Origin of the sequence: Aeromonas sp. QDB62, assembly GCF_027705695.1 — a bacterium.
In the GTDB taxonomy this organism is placed as follows: domain Bacteria; phylum Pseudomonadota; class Gammaproteobacteria; order Enterobacterales; family Aeromonadaceae; genus Aeromonas; species Aeromonas allosaccharophila.
Genome location: NZ_JAPDCD010000002.1, coordinates 1 through 22,627 on the forward strand (window position 1 = coordinate 1; position 22,627 = coordinate 22,627).

19 protein-coding genes and 1 tRNA gene are annotated in these 22,627 nt (G+C 55.1%); 8 read left to right on the top strand and 12 right to left on the bottom strand.

Translation table 11 applies throughout. The annotated features are described in order from the left end of the window. Positions 1 to 409: 409 nt before the first annotated feature. The 4 genes from OKC27_RS01055 to OKC27_RS01070 form a co-directional block, all read right to left on the bottom strand. Positions 410 to 2,341, bottom strand: a complete 1,932-nt coding sequence (locus OKC27_RS01055; protein ID WP_042063069.1) for a putative bifunctional diguanylate cyclase/phosphodiesterase — start codon at positions 2,339 to 2,341, stop codon at positions 410 to 412. Between the two features lie 23 nt (positions 2,342 to 2,364). Beyond that, positions 2,365 to 2,865 (bottom strand): molybdopterin-dependent oxidoreductase, encoded by a 501-nt coding sequence (locus tag OKC27_RS01060; RefSeq protein WP_270805857.1) that lies wholly within the window; start codon positions 2,863 to 2,865, stop codon positions 2,365 to 2,367. A 101-nt stretch (positions 2,866 to 2,966) separates the two neighbouring features. Beyond that, entirely contained in the window at positions 2,967 to 4,601 is a 1,635-nt protein-coding gene (gene groL, locus OKC27_RS01065) for a chaperonin GroEL (RefSeq protein ID WP_270805858.1), read from the bottom strand. Between the two features lie 43 nt (positions 4,602 to 4,644). Continuing rightward, positions 4,645 to 4,938: a co-chaperone GroES gene (locus OKC27_RS01070; RefSeq protein ID WP_005340573.1), complete on the bottom strand. Its 294-nt coding sequence runs from the start codon at positions 4,936 to 4,938 to the stop codon at positions 4,645 to 4,647. A 260-nt stretch (positions 4,939 to 5,198) separates the two neighbouring features. On the opposite strand from OKC27_RS01070, the gene OKC27_RS01075 reads away from it, so the two are divergent. After that, a complete protein-coding gene (locus OKC27_RS01075) occupies positions 5,199 to 6,533 on the top strand; it encodes an MATE family efflux transporter (RefSeq protein WP_270805905.1) in 1,335 nt (444 codons plus the stop codon). 46 nt (positions 6,534 to 6,579) lie between these two features. Here the strand turns inward: OKC27_RS01075 and OKC27_RS01080 are convergent, their stop codons facing one another. After that, complete coding sequence (locus OKC27_RS01080; RefSeq protein WP_042063060.1) at positions 6,580 to 7,059, bottom strand: FxsA family protein; 480 nt, start codon at positions 7,057 to 7,059, stop codon at positions 6,580 to 6,582. A 442-nt stretch (positions 7,060 to 7,501) separates the two neighbouring features. On the opposite strand from OKC27_RS01080, the gene aspA reads away from it, so the two are divergent. Together aspA and OKC27_RS01090 are read left to right on the top strand one after the other, a co-directional pair. Next, positions 7,502 to 8,944, top strand: coding sequence for an aspartate ammonia-lyase (gene aspA, locus OKC27_RS01085; RefSeq protein ID WP_270805859.1), 1,443 nt, complete (start codon positions 7,502 to 7,504; stop codon positions 8,942 to 8,944). Between the two features lie 126 nt (positions 8,945 to 9,070). After that, positions 9,071 to 10,390 (top strand): anaerobic C4-dicarboxylate transporter, encoded by a 1,320-nt coding sequence (locus OKC27_RS01090; protein WP_042063057.1) that lies wholly within the window; start codon positions 9,071 to 9,073, stop codon positions 10,388 to 10,390. Between the two features lie 243 nt (positions 10,391 to 10,633). On the opposite strand, the gene tsaD is transcribed toward OKC27_RS01090, so the two are convergent. After that, the gene (gene tsaD, locus OKC27_RS01095) at positions 10,634 to 11,647 is read right to left on the bottom strand and encodes a tRNA (adenosine(37)-N6)-threonylcarbamoyltransferase complex transferase subunit TsaD (protein ID WP_058053987.1); all 1,014 of its coding nucleotides are present in this window, start codon (positions 11,645 to 11,647) and stop codon (positions 10,634 to 10,636) included. 179 nt (positions 11,648 to 11,826) lie between these two features. Between tsaD and rpsU the strand changes: the two genes are divergently transcribed. From rpsU to OKC27_RS01120, 5 genes are all read left to right on the top strand, one after another. Further along, positions 11,827 to 12,042, top strand: a complete 216-nt coding sequence (rpsU, locus tag OKC27_RS01100; protein ID WP_005309452.1) for a 30S ribosomal protein S21 — start codon at positions 11,827 to 11,829, stop codon at positions 12,040 to 12,042. 15 nt (positions 12,043 to 12,057) lie between these two features. Continuing rightward, positions 12,058 to 12,501: a GatB/YqeY domain-containing protein gene (locus OKC27_RS01105; protein ID WP_005349081.1), complete on the top strand. Its 444-nt coding sequence runs from the start codon at positions 12,058 to 12,060 to the stop codon at positions 12,499 to 12,501. Between the two features lie 88 nt (positions 12,502 to 12,589). After that, positions 12,590 to 14,377 (top strand): DNA primase, encoded by a 1,788-nt coding sequence (dnaG, locus tag OKC27_RS01110; protein ID WP_182938807.1) that lies wholly within the window; start codon positions 12,590 to 12,592, stop codon positions 14,375 to 14,377. Positions 14,378 to 14,560: 183 nt separating this feature from the next. Next, positions 14,561 to 16,456, top strand: a complete 1,896-nt coding sequence (gene rpoD / locus OKC27_RS01115; RefSeq protein ID WP_263718854.1) for an RNA polymerase sigma factor RpoD — start codon at positions 14,561 to 14,563, stop codon at positions 16,454 to 16,456. Positions 16,457 to 16,643: 187 nt separating this feature from the next. Further along, positions 16,644 to 16,720, top strand: a tRNA-Ile gene (locus OKC27_RS01120). Between the two features lie 662 nt (positions 16,721 to 17,382). Here OKC27_RS01120 and OKC27_RS01125 read toward each other — a convergent pair. The 6 genes from OKC27_RS01125 to OKC27_RS01145 all read right to left on the bottom strand — a co-directional run bounded on the left by OKC27_RS01125 (position 17,383) and on the right by OKC27_RS01145 (position 22,525). Beyond that, the gene (locus tag OKC27_RS01125; protein ID WP_270805860.1) at positions 17,383 to 18,831 is read right to left on the bottom strand and encodes a DUF3987 domain-containing protein; all 1,449 of its coding nucleotides are present in this window, start codon (positions 18,829 to 18,831) and stop codon (positions 17,383 to 17,385) included. Next, positions 18,828 to 19,796: a primase-helicase zinc-binding domain-containing protein gene (locus tag OKC27_RS01130; RefSeq protein WP_270805861.1), complete on the bottom strand. Its 969-nt coding sequence runs from the start codon at positions 19,794 to 19,796 to the stop codon at positions 18,828 to 18,830. The genes OKC27_RS01125 and OKC27_RS01130 overlap by 4 nt, the downstream gene beginning before the upstream one ends. After that, positions 19,793 to 20,227: a hypothetical protein gene (locus OKC27_RS01135; protein ID WP_270805862.1), complete on the bottom strand. Its 435-nt coding sequence runs from the start codon at positions 20,225 to 20,227 to the stop codon at positions 19,793 to 19,795. Before OKC27_RS01135 ends, OKC27_RS01130 begins: the two co-directional genes overlap by 4 nt. Then, positions 20,190 to 20,384 (bottom strand): helix-turn-helix transcriptional regulator, encoded by a 195-nt coding sequence (locus OKC27_RS22900; RefSeq protein WP_442866065.1) that lies wholly within the window; start codon positions 20,382 to 20,384, stop codon positions 20,190 to 20,192. Before OKC27_RS22900 ends, OKC27_RS01135 begins: the two co-directional genes overlap by 38 nt. An 81-nt stretch (positions 20,385 to 20,465) precedes the next feature. Continuing rightward, positions 20,466 to 21,176, bottom strand: coding sequence for a hypothetical protein (locus OKC27_RS01140; RefSeq protein ID WP_264098716.1), 711 nt, complete (start codon positions 21,174 to 21,176; stop codon positions 20,466 to 20,468). Between the two features lie 56 nt (positions 21,177 to 21,232). After that, complete coding sequence (locus tag OKC27_RS01145) at positions 21,233 to 22,525, bottom strand: tyrosine-type recombinase/integrase (protein WP_270805863.1); 1,293 nt, start codon at positions 22,523 to 22,525, stop codon at positions 21,233 to 21,235. Positions 22,526 to 22,627: the final 102 nt, after the last annotated feature.

The following is a 22,627-nucleotide window of genomic DNA, read 5'->3' on the forward strand; positions in this document are numbered from 1 at the left end:
AACTGTTCGACTTCTTATTACTAAGAAATCGTCTTGGTCACTTCACCAGACATTGAAAATCAACAAAATTGTTTGATGTTCGATGCTGTGAGTGCCCACACAGATTGCTTGATTCAAATTGTTAAAGAGCGACGCAACAGTTCGTTGCTGCGGGAGTGGAATTCTACTCAACCGCCTTCTCGAGTCAAGCCTTATTTTCAAAGGCTTTTCGAGGTTATCGACTTGGCTTTCTGCGTTGCCGCTTGCCCTGTCGATGGGGCGCATTATAGGGAGTTGAATCTTTCTGGCAAGGGTAAATTGCATGTTTTTTTGATAAAACCGCACAACCGTTCAAACAACAAACAATGAGAGGGACATTTGAACCGAATCACACATTCCGGAGGTAGATGACAACCAAGTACTCCACCCTTCAACTCATATAAACCATTTCAGATTGTTGACGCGCCAGCCAAAGCTCCTCCATCTCCAGCAAGGTTTGATAGATTTTCTCCGCCTGCTCTGGCCGGCTGAACAGATACCCCTGCCCATAAAGATGGATATCGGTCAGAGATCGCAGCACATCCAGCTGGGCCTGAGTCTCAATTCCTTCACAAACCAGACTCTTGCCCAGCATGGACCCCATCCGGCAGATATTGGCGACCAGCTCGGATGCCTCCATTGAGGTGTCAATGCCCTGTATAAAGGAGCGGTCGATCTTCACCTTACTGACCGGCAGTTTTTGCAGATAACTCAACGATGAATAACCGGTACCAAAATCGTCCAGAGCCAACAGAACACCCTGCTGATTGAGATCCTGCATCAGTTGCAGCGAGTTCTTCACTTCCCGCATGGTGGTATCTTCCGTGACCTCCAGAACCAGACTGCTGGCAGGCAGGTGGTGCTCCATCAATGCCTTGGCTACCAGTTTGAGCAAATTGCGCTGGTACATGCCTGGTGAAATATTGACGCACATCTGCAGATCCACCATACCAAGCTGGTGCCACTGATAGAGCTGCTCGCACGCGGTGTTCAGCACCCAGCTGCCAACCCGTTCGGCAAGCTGGAACTCCTCTGCCACCATGATAACTTCGTTTGGCGGAATAAAACCGAGCTCCGGATGCCGCCAGCGCAGCAATGCCTCGACAGCTTCGCAGCGGCCACTCTCGAGATTGACGATGGGTTGGTAATAGAGCTCCAGGGCATTGTGCTCCAGCGCCATGATCATGTCCGAGGCCAGATGCTTGCGCCGAGCCGTCTCGTTGAGCAGGGAGTTATCGTAAATCACATAGGGAACGTGGGTCTTGCGACTATGAAACAGGGCCTGTTCCGCACGGCTTAACAACTCCTGGGTCTTGTCACTGTCCATCGGATAGAACGCAATGCCGATCCCGACTTCCAGCCGGAAGGGATAGTCGTCATAGACGATATCCTGCTTCAACGCGTGCAGCAGCCGCGCAACCAGCTCCCTGACCTGACGCAGATCACTGCTGCCTCGTTGAATAATGGCAAATTGATCGCCCCCCAAGCGCCCGCTCCACTCGCCCTCCTCACAGAGCACCTTGATCCGTTTGGCAAACTCGCTGAGCAGATGATCACCGGTGTCATAGCCGAACTTGCTGTTGATATCCCTGAAGTCATTGATATCGACCAGCACCAGCCCGAACGGTACTTCCTGAGTGGCATACAGCTCCATCCGCTCCAGCAAGGCAACCCGATTGGACAACCCGGTTAGCGGATCCCGTCTGGCCGCCCTGAAATGACGACGCCCTTCATATATAAGCAGCATGCTGAGCAGCAGCACCGAAATGACCAGACCAGAGACCATCAGCAACAAGGCATTGCGCAGCTGGCCAAAATGGCGATCGTTCTCGGAATAGACGTTGATGTTTTTCTGCATCACAGAAGCGAGGGAGTAGGAGAGTGGCTCTTGCAGCGGGGCTAGGCGCATCATGATCTGCTGATAATCGGGCGCCCCGCTCTGCAACTTGGTGATATCGGGTTCTATTTGGCGAATATTGGTTTCAATCAGCTGCACCAGACGCAAGGTTTTCTGCTTGTCCTGCATGCTTTTGCGCAGCTGACCGCTCAACAGGATTGGCGTTCTACTCCAGAGGATGTCATAGCGCAGCATCAAGGTGTCATGATCAATTCCGCCATAGTGATAGACCTCTACCGCATTGAGGAAACGTCCGAGCTCCAACTGCAACTGCATCAGCGCCCAGGAGACATCGTAGGTGTATTTCTCCATCGCTCTGGTCGCATTCTGGATCTGCATCAGGCAATAGAGCGTGCTCCCGGTAAACGACAGGATGGATACATACAGAATGACGAGCAGTGGCCACGCCCTGGTCTTTCCTTTCACCCCATGCTCCCGTGCTGTTTTTATCAGTGCTGAATGTCTATCAAATCAAGTTGCCAGATCATCATGTCGGTATATTCGGATCGCTTCAATTCCGGATATTGATCAAGAGGCAGCATAAACCAGACCGGCCCCTTGTCACGCACCCGCATGACAGCGCCATTGTCTTCCCATGCAAGGATAGGGTCATATTTAGCGACCTTGTCCCATTCAATACGGATCTGGAAACTGTTCAGCGCCGTCAGCGTAATGGTCTTGCCATCAGCCCCGACCGCAGCCAATACATCCGCCAGTTTGGGGCCTCTGTATTTGTGAGGTTTATCGACCCAGGGATTGCCGGTCACGATCTCATGTTGCGGCAGTGCCTGCAGTTTGGCCAGATCAAACAATACCTTGCCATCAACTTCATCTGTCGACCTGATGTTGCCACCCACTTTCAGGATCACCGGCCCGGTCAGTGCCTCAGCAGCCATAACCGGCATGATCACCAATGAGCACAGTAGCGTCAGCCAACCAAATATCTTCATATCGCCCCCAAATTTGCTGTCTCAACAGACTCAGTTTAGTCAGATATAAAAAAACGGCTCGCCTTGGGCGAGCCGTTTCTCAAACAGAGCAAGGATGATGATTACATCATGCCCATGCCACCCATGCCGCCCATGTCAGGCATGGCAGGGGTATCTTTCTTCGGCAGTTCGGTGACCATGCACTCGGTGGTGATCATCAGACCGGCGATGGAAGAGGCAAACTGCAGGGCAGAGCGGGTTACCTTGGTCGGATCCAGGATACCCATGGCCAGCATGTCGCCATACTGCTCGGTGTAAGCGTTGTAACCGAAGTTGCCTTCGCCGTTTTTCACTGCGTTGGCAATGACGGAAGCCTCTTCACCGGCGTTGATCACGATCTGACGCAGCGGGGCTTCCATGGCGCGCAGGGCAACCTTGATACCGACGTTCTGGTCTTCGTTGTCACCACGCAGGCCAGACAGCTTGGCAGCTACGCGCACCAGCGCAACACCACCACCGGCAACCACACCTTCTTCTACGGCAGCGCGAGTTGCATGCAGAGCATCGTCAACACGGGCTTTCTTCTCTTTCATCTCGACTTCGGTGGCAGCGCCAACCTTGATCACGGCAACACCGCCAGCCAGCTTGGCTACGCGCTCTTGCAGCTTCTCACGGTCGTAATCGGAAGAGGTCTCTTCGATCTGCTGACGGATCTGGGCAACACGGCCTTCGATCACACCGGTATCGCCCACGCCATCGATGATGGTGGTGTTCTCTTTGGTGATAACAATGCGCTTGGCACGACCCAGATCTTCCAGCGTCGCTTTTTCCAGCTCCATGCCAACTTCTTCAGAAATGACGGTACCACCAGTCAGTGCGGCGATATCCTGCAGCATGGCCTTGCGACGGTCACCGAAGCCCGGCGCCTTGACGGCAGCCACTTTCACGATACCGCGCATGGTGTTGACCACCAAAGTCGCCAGCGCTTCGCCTTCAACGTCTTCGGCAACGATCAGCAGCGGCTTGCCAGCTTTGGCAACGCCTTCCAGCACCGGCAGCATTTCGCGGATGTTGGAGACTTTCTTGTCAACCAGCAGGATGAACGGGTCGTCCAGTTCAACGGAACCGGTCTCTTGCTTGTTGATGAAGTAGGGGGACAGGTAGCCACGGTCGAACTGCATACCTTCGACAACAGCCAGCTCGTCTTCCAGACCCTGACCATCTTCAACGGTGATGACGCCATCGCGACCCACTTTGTCCATGGCTTCAGCAATCAGCTTGCCCACTTTCTCGTCGGAGTTGGCGGAGATGGTGCCCACCTGAGCGATGGCATTGCTGTCAGCACACGGCTGGGACAGCGCTTGCAGCTCGGCAACCGCAGCCACAACGGCTTTGTCGATACCGCGCTTCAGATCCATCGGGTTCATACCGGCGGCAACGGCTTTCAGACCTTCGTTGACGATCGCCTGAGCCAGAACAGTTGCAGTAGTGGTACCGTCACCGGCGGCATCGTTGGCCTTGGAAGCCACTTCCTTGACCATCTGGGCGCCCATGTTCTGGAACTTGTCTTCCAGCTCGATTTCGCGCGCAACAGACACACCATCTTTAGTGATGGTCGGGGCGCCGAAGGACTTGTCCAGCACCACGTTGCGGCCTTTCGGGCCCAGAGTCACCTTGACGGCATCAGCCAGGATGTTTACGCCTTCCAGCATCTTGATGCGGGCTTCGTTACCAAACTTAACGTCTTTAGCTGCCATTTTTCTTCAATCCTTAAATCAATTCGGGGAAAAGGAGGATGGATTACTCTTCGACAATCGCCAGGATGTCGGTTTCGGAAAGAATCAGGACGTCCTGACCATCCAGCTTCTCGGTCTTAACACCGTAGCCTTCGTTGAAGATAACCTTGTCACCAACCTTCACGGCCAGCGCTTTGACTTCGCCATTATCCAGGATGCGACCAGTCCCCACGGCAAGCACTTCACCACGGGTGGACTTCTGGGCCGCAGTACCAGTCAAGACGATACCGCCGGCAGATTTGGCTTCAGCTTCGATGCGCTTGATGATGACGCGGTCGTGCAGTGGACGAATTTTCATCGATAACTCTCCCAAAATGAGTCTCATTGTTGCTTTGAGGAATGGCCGTTCCAGGCCAAATTAGATATGTCCCTGATGTGGGGCAGAGTTGCTAACCCTTCAAGGGCAAATACAAAAAAAATTTTTTCACGTACTATGAATATCTTCGATGGTTCACCCATGTCCGCACCATGGTGCAAGGTCGGTTCACCCCGCCCGTTTTTCATGCCAGAACCTTCAAAGCCAGCTGTAGAGACGAGCCCTTGACCCGCACCAACCCCATGCTGACAGCCCCTATTCCGGTCGTATTGCGCCAGATGACGGGCCCCATGATCTTCGGCATCATCGCCATTCTGGCCTTCAATCTGGTCGACACCTTTTTTATCGGCATGCTGGGCACCCAGGCACTGGCCGCCATCAGCTTTACCTTTCCGGTCACCTTTGTGGTCACCTCACTGGCGATGGGATTGGGCGCCGGATTGTCAGCGGTGATCGGTCACACCCTGGGACAGGGCAAACACGATGAGGCGGCCCACCTCACCACCGACAGCCTGTTTCTGGCGGTGATCATGGTGGCCATGCTCTCCACGGGCGGCGCCCTCACCATCACACCGCTGTTTACCCTGCTGGGCGCCAGTGCCGAGCTGATCTCCCTCATCCATGACTACATGCTGATCTGGTATCTCACCGTCCCCATGCTGGTACTACCCATGGTGGGAAATGCCGCCATCCGGGCGACCGGCGATACCAAAACCCCCAGTCTGGTGATGGCGGTGGCCGGGCTGGTCAACGGAGTGCTGGATCCTCTGTTGATCTTCGGCATCGGTCCCTTTCCCGAATGGGGGATCCGCGGGGCCGCCATCGCGACCTCTATCTCCTGGTTGATGGCGATGCTGGTCAGCCTCTATATCCTGCGCCATCGGGAAGGTTTGCTGTTATGGCGCCTCTCGCCGCGAGCGCGGTTGCTATATCACTGGCGATCCCTGCTCCATGTCGCCGTTCCCGCCTCTTTTACCAATATGCTCAACCCCCTGGCCAACGCGGTGCTGATGACAATTTTTGCGGGCCTGGGCACCGAGGTGGTGGCCGCTTACGGCGCCGCATCGCGGGTCGAGGCGCTGCTGCTGATCGTGATGATGGCGCTCGCCTCCGTGCTGGCCCCTTTCATCTCGCAAAACTGCGGCGCCGGCAATCCGGCCCGCGCCAAGGCAGCACTGCAAAGCTGCATGCGTTTCGCCTTGCTATTCCAGCTCGCCATCTATGGCCTGACCTGGCTGCTCGCACCGCTGATCGCCAATCTGTTTAGCGATCATCCGCAGGTCATTCGCCTGATTATTCTCTATCTGCATCTGGTGCCGATCGGTTATGGCTTTCAGGGCATGGTGATGCTGCTGGCCTCGGCGCTCAATGGCGTGCGGGCATCCAGTATCTCGTTCTTGTTCAACGGATTACGACTGTTTGGTTTTCTGTTGCCAGGAGCCTGGCTGGGGGCAAAGCTGGGGGGAGAACAGGGGATCTATCTGGGAATACTGCTGGCCAATCTGGCGGCGGGCTCCCTCGCGTGGTGGTATGCCCGACACCGCTTCGAGGCGCTGTGCCATCAGGGCAAACCCTGATCAGTCACTCGCCTCGGGTTTTCGCCTCGTCGATTACTCTTTACGCTCACTCTTTGCGCTCAAATTCGCCTTCGATGGTGGTACCGCCCTGCTTGGTGTGACCCAGATGATCATCGGACGGCGCATTGCCAAACGGCGATGGTGTTCCCTGCTGGAAACCACCCATCTGCATCCGGAACTGGCTGCTGCCGATCAGCTTGTCGGCCAGTTTGTTGCGCAGCCAGGGTTGCAGCAACAGCACACCGAAAATGTCGGTCACGAAACCCGGGATAATCAGCAGCAAACCAGCCAACGCCAGCATCATGCCACCCATCACCTCGCGGCCCGGCATCTCGCCCATCTGCATCTTTTGCTGGGCACTGAACAGGGTCTTGATCCCTTCACTGCGCACCAGCGAAGAGCCCAATACCGCGGTCAGTATGAGCAAGCCGACTGTCGGCAGCGCCCCAATCACTGAGCCGACCTCGATCATCACGGTGAGCTCCAGTACCACCAGACCCACCAACAACAGAAACAACTTGCCCATATCCACTCCAGCACCGGTAAATTGAGAAAAAGTGGTGCCCTTCACAAGGCGGCCCATGCGCGATGCGTTCATCGCATCATCACCACTTTTACCCTGAATAAGTGGGGTCTTCCCTGCCCTTTTCAAGCCTCTCAAATGACACCTACGTCAGCAACCATCTAAAAAACCGGCAAAAATTCACAAAAATTTATAATAATCATCATGATAAAAGCGTCATAACATATGTGTACTTTCCTCAAAGTAATTTGAAAATGTCTCAAATTTAGTGATCCACCTCTAATAACCGATACCTCAATTGGAGTAGTATATTGATTAGTTTTTCGGGAGGTCATTCTCCCTACCGCCCCACTCGATGTGTGGTGCTTCAGGATGAGCTGTGCGCAAGGAACTCGCGACCACTCGGTGAGGATTTTTCCATTTATCTGATTTCTGAGGCATTACAATGAGCGACATCAAGAACGTCCGCATTGAAGAAGACCTGCTGGGCACCAAAGAAGTTTCCAATGATCTCTACTACGGTGTGCACACCCTGCGCGCTGTCGAGAACTTCAAGATCAGCTCTCAGAAGATTTCTGACGTTCCGGAATTCGTCCGCGGTATGGTTCTGACCAAGAAAGCCGCTGCGCTGGCAAACGGTGAACTGGGTACCATCCGTCCTGAAATTGCTGACAAGATCGTAGAAGCCTGCGACCTGATGCTGAACACCGGCAAATGCTTCGACCAGTTCCCGGTCGACGTTTACCAGGGTGGTGCCGGCACCTCCGTCAACATGAACACCAACGAAGTACTGGCCAACATCGCCCTGGAAATCATGGGTCTGGAGAAGGGCCGTTACGACGTCATCAACCCGAACGACCACGTCAACAAGTGCCAGTCCACCAACGATGCCTACCCGACCGGTTTCCGCGTAGCGGTAGTCAACAGCACCGATGTGACCCTGCACGCGCTGGAGCACCTGATCGCGGCATTCGATGTCAAGGCTGAAGAGTTCAAAAACATCCTGAAGATGGGCCGTACCCAGCTGCAAGATGCGGTTCCGATGACCCTGGGTCAGGAGTTCCACGCGTTCGCCGTCACCCTGCGTGAAGAGATCAAGTCCATCAAGCGTTGCCAGGAGCTGCTGCTGGAAGTGAACTTGGGCGCTACCGCTATCGGTACCGGCCTGAACACTCCGCCCGAGTACTCCGAGCTGGCCATCAAGCGTCTGGCCGAGATCACCGGTCGTGCCTATGTGCCGGCAGAAGACCTGATCGAAGCGACCTCCGACTGTGGCGCCTACGTCATGCTGCACGGCGCCATCAAGCGTCTGGCCATGAAAATGTCCAAGATCTGTAATGACCTGCGTCTGCTCTCCTCCGGCCCGCGCACTGCACTGAAAGAGATCAACCTGCCGGAAATGCAGGCGGGTTCCTCCATCATGCCAGCCAAGGTCAACCCGGTTATCCCGGAAGTGGTCAACCAGTCCTGCTTCAAGGTATTCGGTAACGACATCACCATTACCTTCGCCGCCGAAGCCGGTCAGCTGCAGCTGAACGTCATGGAGCCGGTGATTGGTCAGGCGATGTTCGAATCCCTGAGCCTGATGGAAAAAGCCTGTATCTCCCTGCGCGAGAAGTGCGTGGAAGGTATCACCGCCAACCCGGAAATCTGCATGAACCACGTGCTGAACTCCATCGGTATCGTGACCTACCTGAACCCCTTCATCGGCCACCACGAAGGTGACATCGTCGGCAAGATCTGTGCCCAGACCGGCAAGAACGTCCGCGAAGTCGTTCTGGAGCGCGGCCTGCTGAGCGCCGAGCAACTGGACGAAATTCTCTCCATCGAGAACCTGATGAACCCGCAATACAAAGCCAAGCGTTTCACCCGCGAAGCTGCCGTATAAGCGAGTATGGGCCGGGATCTTCCCGGCCCATAAAGTCAGTTCCCGATTGGTCTTTATCCCCAGCCCGATCGGGAATTGGCTTTTTGCCAAATAAAAACCAAAAAACTAAAAAATGGAGTTATCGCTATGATTGGAATCGAGTTACTTGTCGTGCTCGCCGCTATCTATCTGGGGGCCCGGATAGGCAGCATCGGCATCGGCTTTGCCGGTGGTCTGGGGGTACTGGTACTGACGTGGGGTCTGGGCATGCCCATCCCGAGCGACCAATTGGTCACCTACATCCCCTGGGATGTAATCATGATCATCGCGTCCGTCATCTGCGCCATCGCCTGTATGCAACTGGCTGGCGGGATGGACTACCTGGTCTCTCTGGCAGAGAAAGCGCTGCGCAAGAACCCCAAATACATCACCTTCGCCGCCCCGGTCGTCACCTATCTGATGACCATGCTGGCCGGTACCGGTCATACCGCCTTCTCCACCCTGCCGGTGATCGCTGAAGTGGCCAAAGAGCAAGGGATCCGCCCATCCCGTCCTCTCTCCATCGCGGTTGTCGCCTCCCAGATCGCCATCACAGCCTCCCCGATCTCTGCCGCTGTGGTTGCCTTCTCCGGCATGCTGGAGCCGTTCGGTGTTGACTACCTGACCCTGCTGGCCATCTGCATCCCCTCTACCTTCCTGGCCTGTATCCTGGGCGCCTTCATTGCCAACATGATGGGCAAGCCGCTGGATCAGGACGAAGTCTATCTGGAGCGTAAAGCCAAGGGCCTGATCAAACTGCGTGGCACTACCAAGCTTGAGCTGAAGCCTTACGCCAAGGTTTCTGTCTGGATCTTCATCGCTGCCATCGTTGCTGTCATGGCCTATGCCACTGCCATCTCCGGTAAAGTGGGCCTGATCGCCAACCCGCCGATCCCCCGTGACGGCGCCATCATGGGCATTATGCTGGCCGCTGCCACCATCATGACTCTGGTGTGCAAACTGGACGCCACTCAAGTCACCAACATGCCGACCTTCAAGTCAGGTATGTCCGCCTGTATCTGTGTGCTGGGTGTCGCCTGGCTGGGTAACGTCTTCGTAAAAGGCAACATGGACACCATCCAGCTGATCGCTGGCGACCTGCTGAACCAGTACTCCTGGCTGCTGGCCGTGGTGCTGTTCTTCGCTGCCATGCTGCTCTATTCACAAGGCGCCACCACCAAAGCCCTGATGCCTGCCGCACTGGCACTGGGTGTCAGCCCGCTGACTGCGATTGCCTCCTTCGCAGCCGTAAGCGCCCTGTTCGTACTGCCGACCTACCCGACCCTGCTGGCCGCGGTAGAGATGGACGACACCGGCTCCACCCGTATCGGTAAAGCGGTGTTCAACCACCCCTTCTTCGTACCGGGCACCGCCACCATCGCCATCGCCGTGGCGCTGGGCTTCTTCTTCGGCGGCATCCTGCTGTAATCCCATCGACTGCCGATAGCCAAACAAAAATCCCCGCCAACTGGCGGGGATTTTTTTATCTCTTTACTGTGTGCTTTGCTGTCTGCCAGCAACAGACCCGACGTCTTATCCGGATGGCTCAACCACGGCGACAGCAGCCAGCGCAACAGCGTGCCAGCGGCGCTATAACCGCCGCTGCCGAATTGCAGGAGCAGTAGGCCACCCTGATACTCACCACCACGCCAGAAGGCGGGATCCTGCGGATCAGACCGGATCCAGAGTATCCAGCGGCCAGCGCGGTACGGCCTTGACCGCCAGCGGCTCGAACACGCCCGCCTTCAGGCGCTGCATACCGGCATAGGCGATCATGGCGCCGTTATCGGTGCAATATTCGGTGCGCGGATAGAACACCTCACCCTTGAGGCTCTCCATCAGCTCGGCCAGCTGGGCACGCAAATGACGGTTGGCACTGACGCCACCGGCGACCACCAGACGCGTGAGACCGGTCTCTTTCAGCGCACGGCGGCACTTGATGGCCAGGGTATCAACCACCGCATCTTCAAACGCCCGGGCGATATCGGCACGGGTCTGCTCATCATCACCGTTGGCGGCGATGGTGTTGGCGGCAAAGGTCTTGAGACCGGAAAAGCTCATGTCGAGTCCCGGTCGATCAGTCATCGGACGGGGGAAGTGGAAACGCCCGGTGGTGCCCTTCTCGGCCAGGCGGGAAAGCAGCGGGCCGCCCGGGTAGTCCAGCCCCATCAGCTTGGCGGTCTTGTCGAACGCCTCGCCAGCGGCATCATCGATGGATTCCCCCAGCAGCTGATAGCTGCCGATACCGTCAACCCGCACCAGCATGGAGTGACCACCGGAGACCAGCAGCGCCACGAAGGGGAACTCGGGGGCCTTCTCCTCCAGCATGGGGGCCAGCAGGTGGCCTTCCATATGATGGACGGCGATGGCCGGCTTGTTCCATGCCATCGCCAGCGAACGGCCAATAGTGGCCCCCACCAGAATGGCGCCAACCAGACCCGGACCCGCGGTATACGCGATGCCGTCGATGTCATCTTTGCCCAGTCCCGCCTCTTGCAATGCGGCCTGGATCAACGGGATCGTCTTGCGAACATGATCCCGGCTGGCGAGCTCGGGGACGACGCCACCGTAGTCCGCATGCAGCTTGACCTGGCTGTATAACTGATGGGAAAGGATCCCTTTTTGATCGTCGAAGATCGCGATCCCGGTTTCGTCACAGGATGTCTCTATGCCCAATACACGCATTGCTAAAAAATTTCACTGCTAAAATGAGACGGCTATGGTAACCTTCGCGGGTTTTTTAAACCAGAGCGATCTCTGCGGGTTTACTTTCATTCCCTGTCCAGAGTATAATTTCGCACCATTTTAAGACATGCTGATCGATTGAAGGTCAGCTAACAATTTATCACTGAGGTGAAAGGCACATGCCAGTAATCAAAGTCCGTGAAAATGAGCCGTTTGACGTTGCTCTGCGTCGTTTCAAGCGTTCTTGCGAAAAAGCCGGTATCCTGTCCGAAGTTCGTAGCCGTGAGTTCTACGAGAAGCCGACTACCATTCGTAAGCGCGCCAAAGCGTCTGCTGTTAAGCGTCACGCCAAGAAGCTGTCTCGCGAAAACGCACGTCGTATCCGCCTGTACTAATCGGGAGATATTGCCGTGTCTCTGAAGGATCAACTCAAGGATCAACAAAAACTCGCCATGCTTGCCAAAGATAAGGCACGTCTGGGAGCGATCCGCCTGTTGATGGCAGAAATCAAGCAACGTGAAGTCGATACCCGTATCGAGCTGAATGATGAGGATATCCTCGCTGTCGTGACCAAAATGGTCAAACAGCGCCGCGATTCCATCAGCCAATTTGAAGCTGCCGGTCGCCAGGATCTCGCCGACAAAGAGTCCGCCGAGATCGTTGTGTTGCAGGAATTCCTGCCGCAACAGCTGACTGCAGATGAAATTGCCGCTCTGATCGAGCAAGCCATCACTGAAAGTGGTGCTGCCGTCATGGCTGATATGGGCAAGGTCATGGCTGTCTTGAAGCCGAAAATTCAGGGGCGTGCCGATGTCGGCGCCGTCAGTGCTCAGGTGAAAACCCGCTTGGCGTAACAGGCAACTCTCTTGTTTGGTCGAAGAAGCCGTGCTTCCCTTGGAATGCGCGGCTTTTTTATTTTCTCCGCAATGAAACAGGACGGTTATGGCAGGCAGGATCCCCCAATCCTTTATCGACGATCTGCTCGTACGCACAGACATAGTCGAGCTGATCGACTCGCGAGTGCGGCTGAAAAAAGCCGGTAAGAACTACCAGGCTTGCTGCCCTTTTCATAACGAAAAAAGCCCCTCTTTTACCGTCAGCCAGGAGAAGCAGTTCTACCACTGTTTCGGTTGTGGCGCCCACGGCAACGCCATCGGCTTTGTCATGGAGTACGACGGTCTCGAATTTCCCGATGCCATCGAAGAGCTCGCCAGCATGCAAGGCATGCAGGTGCCTCGCGAACAGAGCATTGGCGGCTCGGCCAATAGCCAGCCCGCCGTCAGCAAGGATCTGTTCGAGCTGATGAACCAGATTGCCCGCTTCTACGAGAGCAATCTCAAGAATGCTCCCCATGCGGTGGAGTACCTCAAAGGGCGCGGTCTGACCGGTGAAGTGGTCAAACGATTCAATATCGGCTATGCCCCCAGTGACTGGGATCAGGTGCGCCGCCGCTTTGGTGCCAGCCGGGATCACGAGCAGTTGCTCATCTCGGGTGGCATGCTGATCACCCGTGACAATGGCCCGGGTAGTTATGATCGTTTCCGCGATCGCATCATGTTCCCGATCCGCGACAAGCGGGGCCGAGTCATCGGTTTCGGTGGCCGGGTGCTGGGTGATGGCACCCCCAAGTATCTGAACTCGCCGGAGACCCCCATCTTCCATAAAGGGCGGGAGCTGTTCGGTCTCTACGAAGTGAAACAGGCACACAAGGATCCGCGTCGGATCCTTGTAGTGGAAGGCTACATGGATGTGGTGGCACTCGGTCAGTACGACATCGACTATGCGGTGGCGGCGCTGGGTACTGCGACAACCAGCGACCATATCCACACCCTGTTTCGCACCACCGCCGAGGTGGTCTGCTGCTACGACGGTGATAACGCCGGTCGTGAAGCCGCCTGGCGGGCGCTGGATAATGCCCTCTCCCATCTGCAGGATGGCCGCGAGCTGAAGTTCGTGTTCCTGCCCGATGGCGAAGATCCCGACTCGCTGGTACGCCAGATCGGCAAGGAGGGCTTCGAAGCCCTGCTCGATGAAGCCCAACCGTTCGCCGACTTCATGTTCGAGCGTCTCGGTCGCGATGCGGCACTCTCCGGTGAGGCAGGCAAGTTCGAAGTGGCCAACAAGGCGGCCGAGCTTATTCGCCGCGTACCGGAAGGGTTTACCCGCGAAGGATTGATCACCCGTCTCTCCAGCATGATGCGCTGGGGCGAGAACAAGCAGCGCATCGCCGAACTGTTTGCCCGCAACAGTCAGCCTAAGGCCGAGGTCAACAAACCCAAGGCAGCCAAGCTGACGCCACTACGGCGTGCGCTGGCACTGATGGTGCAATATCCGGCGGTAACGGCCGAACTTCCCCCTATGCCGGAATTGGCCGGACTGCGCGTACAGGGCATCAAGTTCCTGCTGCAGCTGCACCAGCAGATCCTGGCCCAGCCCGGTATCACCACCGGTATCCTGCTGGAACACTGGCGTGGAACCAAGGAGGGAGAGATCCTCGCTCAGCTGGCGATGCACGACCTCTTTGAAGAGGTCAGGCTCGACCAGGAACCGGATATTCTGGGAGAATTGCAGGATACCTTTGTCGGTTTCATCAACCTTTTCCTGAAGCAACGGATCGAAGAATTGCAGGCCAAAGTGGCTCAGGAAGGACTAAGCTCCGAAGAAACCCAAGAGCTGATGATGCTGATAAGAGAGGTGCAAATTGAGAAAAGAAATGAGAGTGGGGCTTGATATTTGAGTGATTAGTCCCAATATGGATAGCGTTGCCCGAATCGACGGGATGAAAAGCAAAAATTTTATAACCGCCTGGCCCCGACAATACTGCGGGCAGGGGTTTCTCATGACCGACGCCGCAACCAGACATAGCATGTCTGGCGGTTTTCTATTAGAATTGGCTATTTGCGCAGCAGCGCACTGTACGCGCAACCTAGCAACACCAACCGGATGAGTTCTATGGAGCAAACCCCGCAGTCTCAGCTTAAACTCCTCGTTGCCAAAGGTAAAGAACAGGGCTACCTGACCTATGCCGAGGTGAACGATCACCTCCCGCAAGACATTGTCGATTCAGACCAGATCGAAGACATCATTCAGATGATCAACGATATGGGCATTCAAGTGGTTGAAAACGCTCCGGATGCCGATGACCTTATCATGGCTGAAGGTGGTACCGCCGATGAGGACGCTGCCGAAGCAGCGGCCCAGGCCCTGGCATCTGTTGAATCTGAGATTGGTCGCACGACCGATCCCGTCCGCATGTACATGCGGGAAATGGGTACCGTCGAACTGCTGACCCGTGAAGGCGAAATCGACATCGCCAAGCGGATCGAAGACGGTATCAACCAGGTACAAAGCTCCGTAGCCGAGTACCCTGAAGCAATTACTTACCTGCTCGAACAGTACGACAAGTACGAAGCCGAGCAGCTGCGTCTCTCTGACATCATCTCTGGCTTTATTGATCCGAACGAAACTGAAGACATGGCACCTACCGCCACGCACATCGGTTCCGAACTCGGCGAAGACGATCTGGCCGACGAAGATGAAGAAGACGAAGAAGACGAAGACGAAGATGGTGACAGCTCTGACGACGACGGTGACGGTGGTCCGGATCCGGAAGTCGCTCGCGAGAAGTTTGGCGAACTGCGTGCCCAGTATGAAGTGACCCGCCTCTCCATTCAGAAGAATGGTCGCGCGCACGAAGATACACAGGCTGCCATCGCCCAGCTGGCCGATGTATTCCGTCAATTCCGCCTGATGCCCAAGCAGTTCGATCGCCTGGTCAACAACATGCGCGAGATGATGGAGCGCGTCCGCGTGCAGGAACGCATCATCATGAAGCTCTGCGTTGAGCAGGCCAAGATGCCGAAGAAAACCTTCGTCGCGGCCTTCACCAACAACGAGTGTGAAACTGCCTGGTTTGAATACCAGAAGCAGGCTGGCAAAGCCTGGTCTCCCCGTCTGGTTGAAATGGACGAGGATATTCAGCGCGCCATCGGCAAACTGCAGCAGATTGAAGAAGAGACCGGTCTGTCGATTGCCCAGATCAAGGATATCAACCGTCGCATGAGCATCGGTGAGGCCAAAGCCCGCCGTGCGAAGAAAGAGATGGTTGAGGCCAACTTGCGTCTGGTTATCTCTATCGCCAAGAAGTACACCAACCGTGGTCTGCAGTTCCTGGATCTGATCCAGGAGGGCAACATCGGTCTGATGAAGGCGGTAGACAAGTTTGAATACCGTCGTGGCTACAAGTTCTCGACCTATGCAACCTGGTGGATCCGTCAGGCCATTACCCGCTCCATCGCGGATCAGGCCCGTACCATCCGTATCCCGGTACACATGATCGAGACCATCAACAAGCTCAACCGTATCTCCCGTCAGATGCTGCAGGAGATGGGTCGTGAACCGAACCCGGAAGAGCTGGCCATGCGCATGGGCATGCCGGAAGACAAGATCCGCAAGGTACTGAAAATCGCCAAAGAGCCTATCTCCATGGAGACGCCCATCGGTGATGATGAAGATTCCCACTTGGGCGACTTTATCGAAGATACCACCCTGGCTCTGCCAGCGGATGCGGCGACCAGCGAAAGCCTGCGCAACGCCACCCGCGAAGTGCTGGCTGGCCTGACCGCCCGCGAGGCCAAGGTGCTGCGGATGCGTTTCGGTATCGACATGAACACTGACCACACCCTCGAGGAAGTGGGCAAGCAGTTCGACGTTACCCGTGAGCGTATTCGTCAGATCGAAGCCAAGGCACTGCGCAAACTGCGCCACCCGAGCCGCTCGGAAGTGCTGCGCAGCTTCCTGGACGAATAGTCCTGACCCTGTGTCAAACTGCTCTGCCAAAGCCCCGCCATGCGGGGCTTTGTTTTGTCTGGCATTTCCCCTTGCGACCCGCTTTGCCCCCTCTATCAAGCTGGACAATTAGTCGCCAAGTGGTTGATATGCCTATAGACTGCCCTTTCCTCTTCCCCTATAATCCACGCCGCTAAACGCACAATTTGGCCCCTTAGCTCAGTTGGTCAGAGCAGTCGACTCATAATCGATTGGTCGCCCGTTCAAGTCGGGCAGGGGCCACCACATTCCGCAAGGCGTAGCAGGTTAGTAACCGCTACGCCTTTTGCTTGTCTGGCGTTTTTGGGTGCTGTAATGGGTGCTTTTAAGGTGAAGCTAGCTTCCCCAAGGGTCGCGCCAAAGCAAAAGTCATGCCAACCAGGCAAAATAATTTGTAAGAAGGCGGAACTTCTCAAAACTAAGGGTGAACCTAATAAAACCTGAGGTTCAACTTACAGGTGTACGCTGGGTTTTCGGATATCACTAGGCCAGCAATCGGGCCGTGGTCGATATGCCGGAATGCGCGCTCACGGAAAGCCAATGGGACAGCACACCTCTGGACTATCCACATGGCTCGCCAGAGAAAGGAATGGTGCTTGATAAACTTGGCTGCGGTCGATTGCTTAAACCCCGAAAACACACAAAACACACAAATTCGATTCAAAGCCAGTAACGGCGCTGGTTTCGGGTTGTGTGCCAAAAAAACAAAACACACAAAACACACAAATTCGATGGGTTGCCTGTCGGTTTTTGTGCCTTTTGTGTTTTCTTGTGTATCGACACACAATCGCAAAGCCTTGTCATGCTTGGGTTTCGTGCTTTTTTTGTGTCTTTTGTGTGTTTTCGGGTTTCTGGAAACGAAAAAGGGGGGCATCAAGCCCCCCTTGTATCAACTGGCATTCAAACATTCAAACTAGCCTAATAATCCTGCGCCTAGTTAACCCCACCTCTATCGATGCAACCCCAGCGGCTACCAGCTTATCCATGGTCACTGCAATCTGTCTGGTGCTCCTGCCCTTGAATACAGTTTTCGATCTCAGGCTGTTCTTGGCTTGCTCGATATCCTTACCCTGAGGGAACTTCTCTAGGTAGTCGACAACAGCATCAGCTTCGGCACCAAACCCGATGATCCGCTTGTTTACCAGTGCCATCCTGTAGCGTTCCAGCAACTCACGGCATAGGGCTAGCGCGATCTCGAAATCGACACCCCCAATGTTTGGCGGTACTGGTCTGCCTTCGCAAAGGTTACGGGTAACATGCAGGATTGAGGCAACCTTCATCACCTGCATGTCAAACTTACCAGCGGCCCCTCGTACAGCATCATTCCCGAATCGGCCATCGTCCCCCAGTTCCGCCTCGATCTCCTGCTTTGCCTTTTGCATCTGCACATGCAAGGAGGCAGGAATTGCCAGCGGCGTTAACCTATCGAGTGACGGCCTAAAGGGTATCAACCTGATGATCTCATCACACAGGCGGGCGTAAGGCTCACTGTCCGGACTGCGGTGTGGCTTCAAGTGGTCACGCTTACCAAGGTTATGATCATCACTCAGCCACAGAAACCGCTCGGCCAGACCTGTCCCGTCGCTTGCCCGCATAATCGCCTCAATGCTTCCAGGCTGCGCAAAGCAAACTATCGATCCGTGAACCTCTCCATCGAATCCGCGCCGTGTTGCTCGAACCGATACATAAGAGCCACCATCAAACCCCTTCAAAGCTGCATCCATATTTGGGGCGGCACCTTTGCCATAGCTCAGGCCAAAGACGCTATTCAATAGCCCACGTTCATCACTGGCGAGCATGAAAAAGCCATCGTTAGGGCTGATTGCGTCCTTCTCCAATGCCTCCGGTGTTGCGTTGCTAATCCAACCCCTTACAGGCCGTGACATTCCCTGCACCTGTTCCTGTAGCGCCCCCTTTACCGCTGGATCTTCTGCGACGTCAATCTGAGCCTCTAGGGCATCAAGCGCCTTGTTTCTATCTTCATTCATCCGACGAAGAGCAGATCTAAACGGCCTTTGGAATGCAGACATCACTCCAGATTTGCCCGCGGCTGGGGGTTGCTCAGCGGTGACATACAGCCCAAGTGGTAAATCTGCATTCCATGGCGTCTTTATACAGTAGGTAGAGCCAACAACAGCAGACGTTAGACCCAAGCCGATCATAAATGTCGAATCACGGCTGATCTGGATAGAATCGGCAACCTCGCGGACGTAGGTGGCCAGGGGGTGATCTCCTGCTATGTTGAGCAATGAAATGGGCTCGGCGTACACCTCAGACTTGGTTGGCACCTCGCTCTGTCCAACAGCCAGTGGTTCCGGCACGTAGGCGCGATCAAGGATCGGATTCATCGCGTTCATGCTGCCACCCCCTGCGCTACTGCTTGGTGATAGTCGTTCCAATCACCGCCGCTAGGCGGATAACTCACAAGGCCGCCCACAGCTTGCGCTGCCTCCTCCGCATCTCGCTCGGCTCCAACATCACCACAGATCACAATCTGCGCCTTGGGGCAGTTGTAGCGGGCAATTAACGCCGCATCGGCCAGACCAGCCTTGGACATTCCACAGAACACAGGCCAGCCAGTGAGCGCACGGACGGACAAGCCGGTGGCGTAGCCTTCAACCACTCCGCAATGCGCTGCATTCTCTGGCAAGCCATCAAACGGTTCGATATATGCGGCGCTGCCTATCTTCTGCCCACCCGCAAGGGCCCTCTTGTTGTCGATGATTTTGTTATCGATGATTTCAGCGCAAGTCGTCACACCGTCAATATTAAACAGCACAACCAAGAGCGAACCCGCCTTGTGGTGGTCGTAATCACGGGCCAGCACGTCAACGACAAAGCCTGAGAACCCCTTGCGGGCCAGATATGGAACTTGCTCGGCCATGCAGGGGACGGCCTCAACCTCCATGCGCTGCGCTAGGGCTGCTGCCGCATCCCTCTGGCGAGCTTCCATTTGCTGTTGCTCCCCGACGGCTTTGGCGGCCTTCTGGCGCTGTTTCTCGATGCGGGCATGGTCTGCGGCGCTCATAGGGCCAGAAAGTCCAAGGTATCTAGCCAGGGAATGCAGCGCCTCGCTCATGCTTTGCCCTGTCGCCCGCTTATACAAATCCAGCCCATCACCAGCACCGCATTGGTTGCAGATGAATGTGCCGCGCCCTTCCTTGTCATCGAAACGGAAGCGGTCTTTACCAGCCATGCAGATAGGACACGCGCCATGATGGCGCCCCGAAGGTAGGCTGATCCCATTAGCTGTTAGAACGTCACGCCATTGGCCCTGTGCTGCTGCGGTCACTGCGGCGGCGTTGATGTTGTGATCCATCATTTGCAACCCCCTACGCTACGGGCACCGATAACGCGAAGAGCGTGCAGCTTGCGAAGAAAAAGCCCCTCTCTGGGGATCTTCACTTCTACAGCTTCGGGCAGTGCAGGCAACCCTGCGGGCGCTGGATACTCCGCAAGAGTGGCGGCTATCTCTCGGCGGGCTGACGCAACTTCATAGCCAATCTGCGTAACCTGTTCTGAAATGTTATTGAGAGTTACCAGCCAGTGAATGCTCTGGGCTTGGCGCTGGGCGTAGTTGACACTGCCCTGATTTCTGTTAATATCGTTCATATAAACATTACCTTTTGGTTTTGACAGGTCTCTTGTCGGATACCCTGTCGAGATTGAAAAAAAGCTATAGAATCCCTGCATATGCGGGGATTTTTTTTGCAACTCACTGGCCAGCTCTACGGCTAATAAAATCCACGACATCGGAATGTCTGAATCGAATGCTGTTTGGCCCGATCTTGATCGCGGGGGGGAATTGCAACGACTCGTTCTTCATCCAGCGATAGATGGTCGGACGTGAGATATTGAGCAGTGTGCACGTGGTTGCGATGGTAATTAAGGATTGTGCTGGAGTGGTCATAAGACCCCCTGTCGTTATTGCGGCGGGGATCGCCGCGTCTCAGGGGTATATTCGCTTATGGTGATAGAGTGATTCACCCTACTAAAAAGTTATGGGTTCCAATCGGATATACACCAGTTCTGACAAATCAAACTTTGGCCCTTTCGTCTTTTGTGTGGGTGCCCTGTAGCATATTTCCTCAAGATCCCTTGCCAATAATATTGCGGCGATATTCAGGGCATCAGGCAGCCAAACGGGGTTGAGCATCAATTCCGTAGACGTAGGGACGCAGCCAAAACAGTCAATACACGCCATGATAAGCCCCTCAGCTAGATAGGTGGTGGGTCTGTATCGTTTAACCTTTCTCCTAATCGTATCGAGTCGGCCTTTTTGGTCTTGTTTCGTACCCAAAGGATGCCCATACACATTTCCTAGAACTGACATAATGTTGTCATAGCCACGCTCTCGGTTCTTTCGCCAAGCCAGCTTGCAGTGCCCAGCAAAAACAGCATCGTGGAGATCGTTCTCTATTTTCTCTAATGACTTTTCAAGTACATGGCGGCCTTGCATTCCATTTGTGGCAAGCCCTAAGTACTCAGCAACTCTTGGCGTATCTTGTCGAAGAATGTCGATATTCTTTCCAAACCTAGCCAATGCCTGCTTGAGATTAACGCGCCGCTTTTCAATTTCATCTAAGTATTTCCCCTTGCGTTGGGTTGTTAAGATCGCCAAAAACGCGGCTGCCCCAAATGTTTTAGGTGGTATTTGCTCACAACTGCGAAGCTCGCCGCTACTGATTGCTAAATCCAGCATGGCGAAACCCGACTCTGGAAGGGGGTAAAATATTTCATCCCTGCTTGGAAGCAACATCATCCACGCCCCCCAAAGTTGACGGAAACCACAGTATCCTCTGCGAGATCCAACAACCGCCGCTCCCATAGCTCCAAGGCTCGCCGCTTTTCTGGAAGATACTCATAGCGGTCATAGTGTTTACTGGATACGTCATTCAGGGCGTGGTTCTGTAGGCGGTCGCGCAGATCTTTAGCTATGCCAAGCTCACCCATCAGGGTCTTACAGGTGCGGCGGAAATCGCGGGGGATAAAGTGCGCCATCTCTGTGCGTTTGCGGTAACGATCGACTGCTTGGCTTAATGACGCCATCGGCATAGGTTCGTTTGGTTTGGTTGCGTGGGCAAATATAAAGGGACTATCTGCCACTGCATCTTGTTGCTCTCTCAACACACGCAGGGCGCTATCAGTAAGAGGGATCAGATGAGGGCGGCCATTCTTGGAAATATCGGCGGTAATGGTCAGAGTCTTGGCTTGCCAGTCGATACTTGCCCAACGTGAGGCGGCCAGTTCGTAGGGACGCTGGCCACCCGTGAAGAAGCAAAGTCGGATCAGGCTGCGCAGGGTCAAGCCTAAGCTGGTGGGCCGCTCCATATCATCGAGCAACTGGCGAGCCTCTGCCCACGTCAGGAAACGCTCCCCAACACGCTCGGCGGCCTTTTGCTTGGGTATTGCTGCCACTGGATTTAGCACCAAGCCAAATTTGGCATCATCAATGAAGTTGGCGGGGTCGTTGTCATGTTTGAGGCCGTGATTAAACGCCGCCATCAAGTAACTTCTAACGCGATTGGATTGGGTATCAGCCCCACGGCGGATCATGTGCGCCAGAATGATTTTTATGTCGTGTGGGGTCACGTCCTTGGCTTTGGTCGTGGGTTTGATTACTGGGTACGTCTCTTTCTCCAAGGCCAGCAACACGGCGGCATGGGTGCGCTTGCCGTCCTTCTTCATCTGCTCGGTGTAGCTTTTGAATAGCTGTTCAATAGTGCCTTGCTGTTCATGCTCCCGCTGCTCTTGATCCCGCTCTCTGGTTTGGCGCGTCAGCTCATCTTTGGGGTCTAGGCCATCACGGATCATCTGGCTGAATGCCTTGGCCTTTTCGCGGGCATCAGCAAGGGATAGGGTCGGAAAGCGGCCAAGCTGAATGAAGGCGCGTTTCTCGTTGCGGGTATAGCGAAACACAAACATCTTGCCGCCACTCGGCAACACCTTGACGCCTAGCCCACCAGCACCACGGGTGCGGTCATCATCCATCTTGTAATAGGCGCTTTCTTTCGTCACCAGCGCGGCGATCTCGTTGTGTGTTAGCGGCATAGTCGATTGGTCTCAGTTAAAGGCACCCAAACGTTAAATTGGGTGCTGTAATGGGTGCTTTTAAGGTGAAGCTACCTGATACTTTGTGAGACTCAATGATAC

Excerpts from the sequence above, each read along its gene's own strand:
- OKC27_RS01070 (WP_005340573.1), bottom strand. The coding sequence starts at position 4,938 with ATGAAAATTCGTCCACTGCACGACCGCGTCATCATCAAGCGCATCGAA.
- OKC27_RS01090 (WP_042063057.1), top strand. The coding sequence starts at position 9,071 with ATGATTGGAATCGAGTTACTTGTCGTGCTCGCCGCTATCTATCTGGGG.
- OKC27_RS01135 (WP_270805862.1), bottom strand. The coding sequence starts at position 20,227 with ATGTCGTGGATTTTATTAGCCGTAGAGCTGGCCAGTGAGTTGCAAAAA.
- OKC27_RS01060 (WP_270805857.1), bottom strand. The coding sequence starts at position 2,865 with ATGAAGATATTTGGTTGGCTGACGCTACTGTGCTCATTGGTGATCATG.
- OKC27_RS01075 (WP_270805905.1), top strand. The coding sequence starts at position 5,199 with ATGCTGACAGCCCCTATTCCGGTCGTATTGCGCCAGATGACGGGCCCC.
- OKC27_RS01145 (WP_270805863.1), bottom strand. The coding sequence starts at position 22,525 with ATGCCGCTAACACACAACGAGATCGCCGCGCTGGTGACGAAAGAAAGC.
- OKC27_RS22900 (WP_442866065.1), bottom strand. The coding sequence starts at position 20,384 with ATGACCACTCCAGCACAATCCTTAATTACCATCGCAACCACGTGCACA.
- tsaD (WP_058053987.1), bottom strand. The coding sequence starts at position 11,647 with ATGCGTGTATTGGGCATAGAGACATCCTGTGACGAAACCGGGATCGCG.
- groL (WP_270805858.1), bottom strand. The coding sequence starts at position 4,601 with ATGGCAGCTAAAGACGTTAAGTTTGGTAACGAAGCCCGCATCAAGATG.
- dnaG (WP_182938807.1), top strand. The coding sequence starts at position 12,590 with ATGGCAGGCAGGATCCCCCAATCCTTTATCGACGATCTGCTCGTACGC.
- OKC27_RS01080 (WP_042063060.1), bottom strand. The coding sequence starts at position 7,059 with ATGGGCAAGTTGTTTCTGTTGTTGGTGGGTCTGGTGGTACTGGAGCTC.
- rpsU (WP_005309452.1), top strand. The coding sequence starts at position 11,827 with ATGCCAGTAATCAAAGTCCGTGAAAATGAGCCGTTTGACGTTGCTCTG.
- aspA (WP_270805859.1), top strand. The coding sequence starts at position 7,502 with ATGAGCGACATCAAGAACGTCCGCATTGAAGAAGACCTGCTGGGCACC.
- OKC27_RS01130 (WP_270805861.1), bottom strand. The coding sequence starts at position 19,796 with ATGATGGATCACAACATCAACGCCGCCGCAGTGACCGCAGCAGCACAG.
- OKC27_RS01140 (WP_264098716.1), bottom strand. The coding sequence starts at position 21,176 with ATGCTGGATTTAGCAATCAGTAGCGGCGAGCTTCGCAGTTGTGAGCAA.
- OKC27_RS01125 (WP_270805860.1), bottom strand. The coding sequence starts at position 18,831 with ATGAACGCGATGAATCCGATCCTTGATCGCGCCTACGTGCCGGAACCA.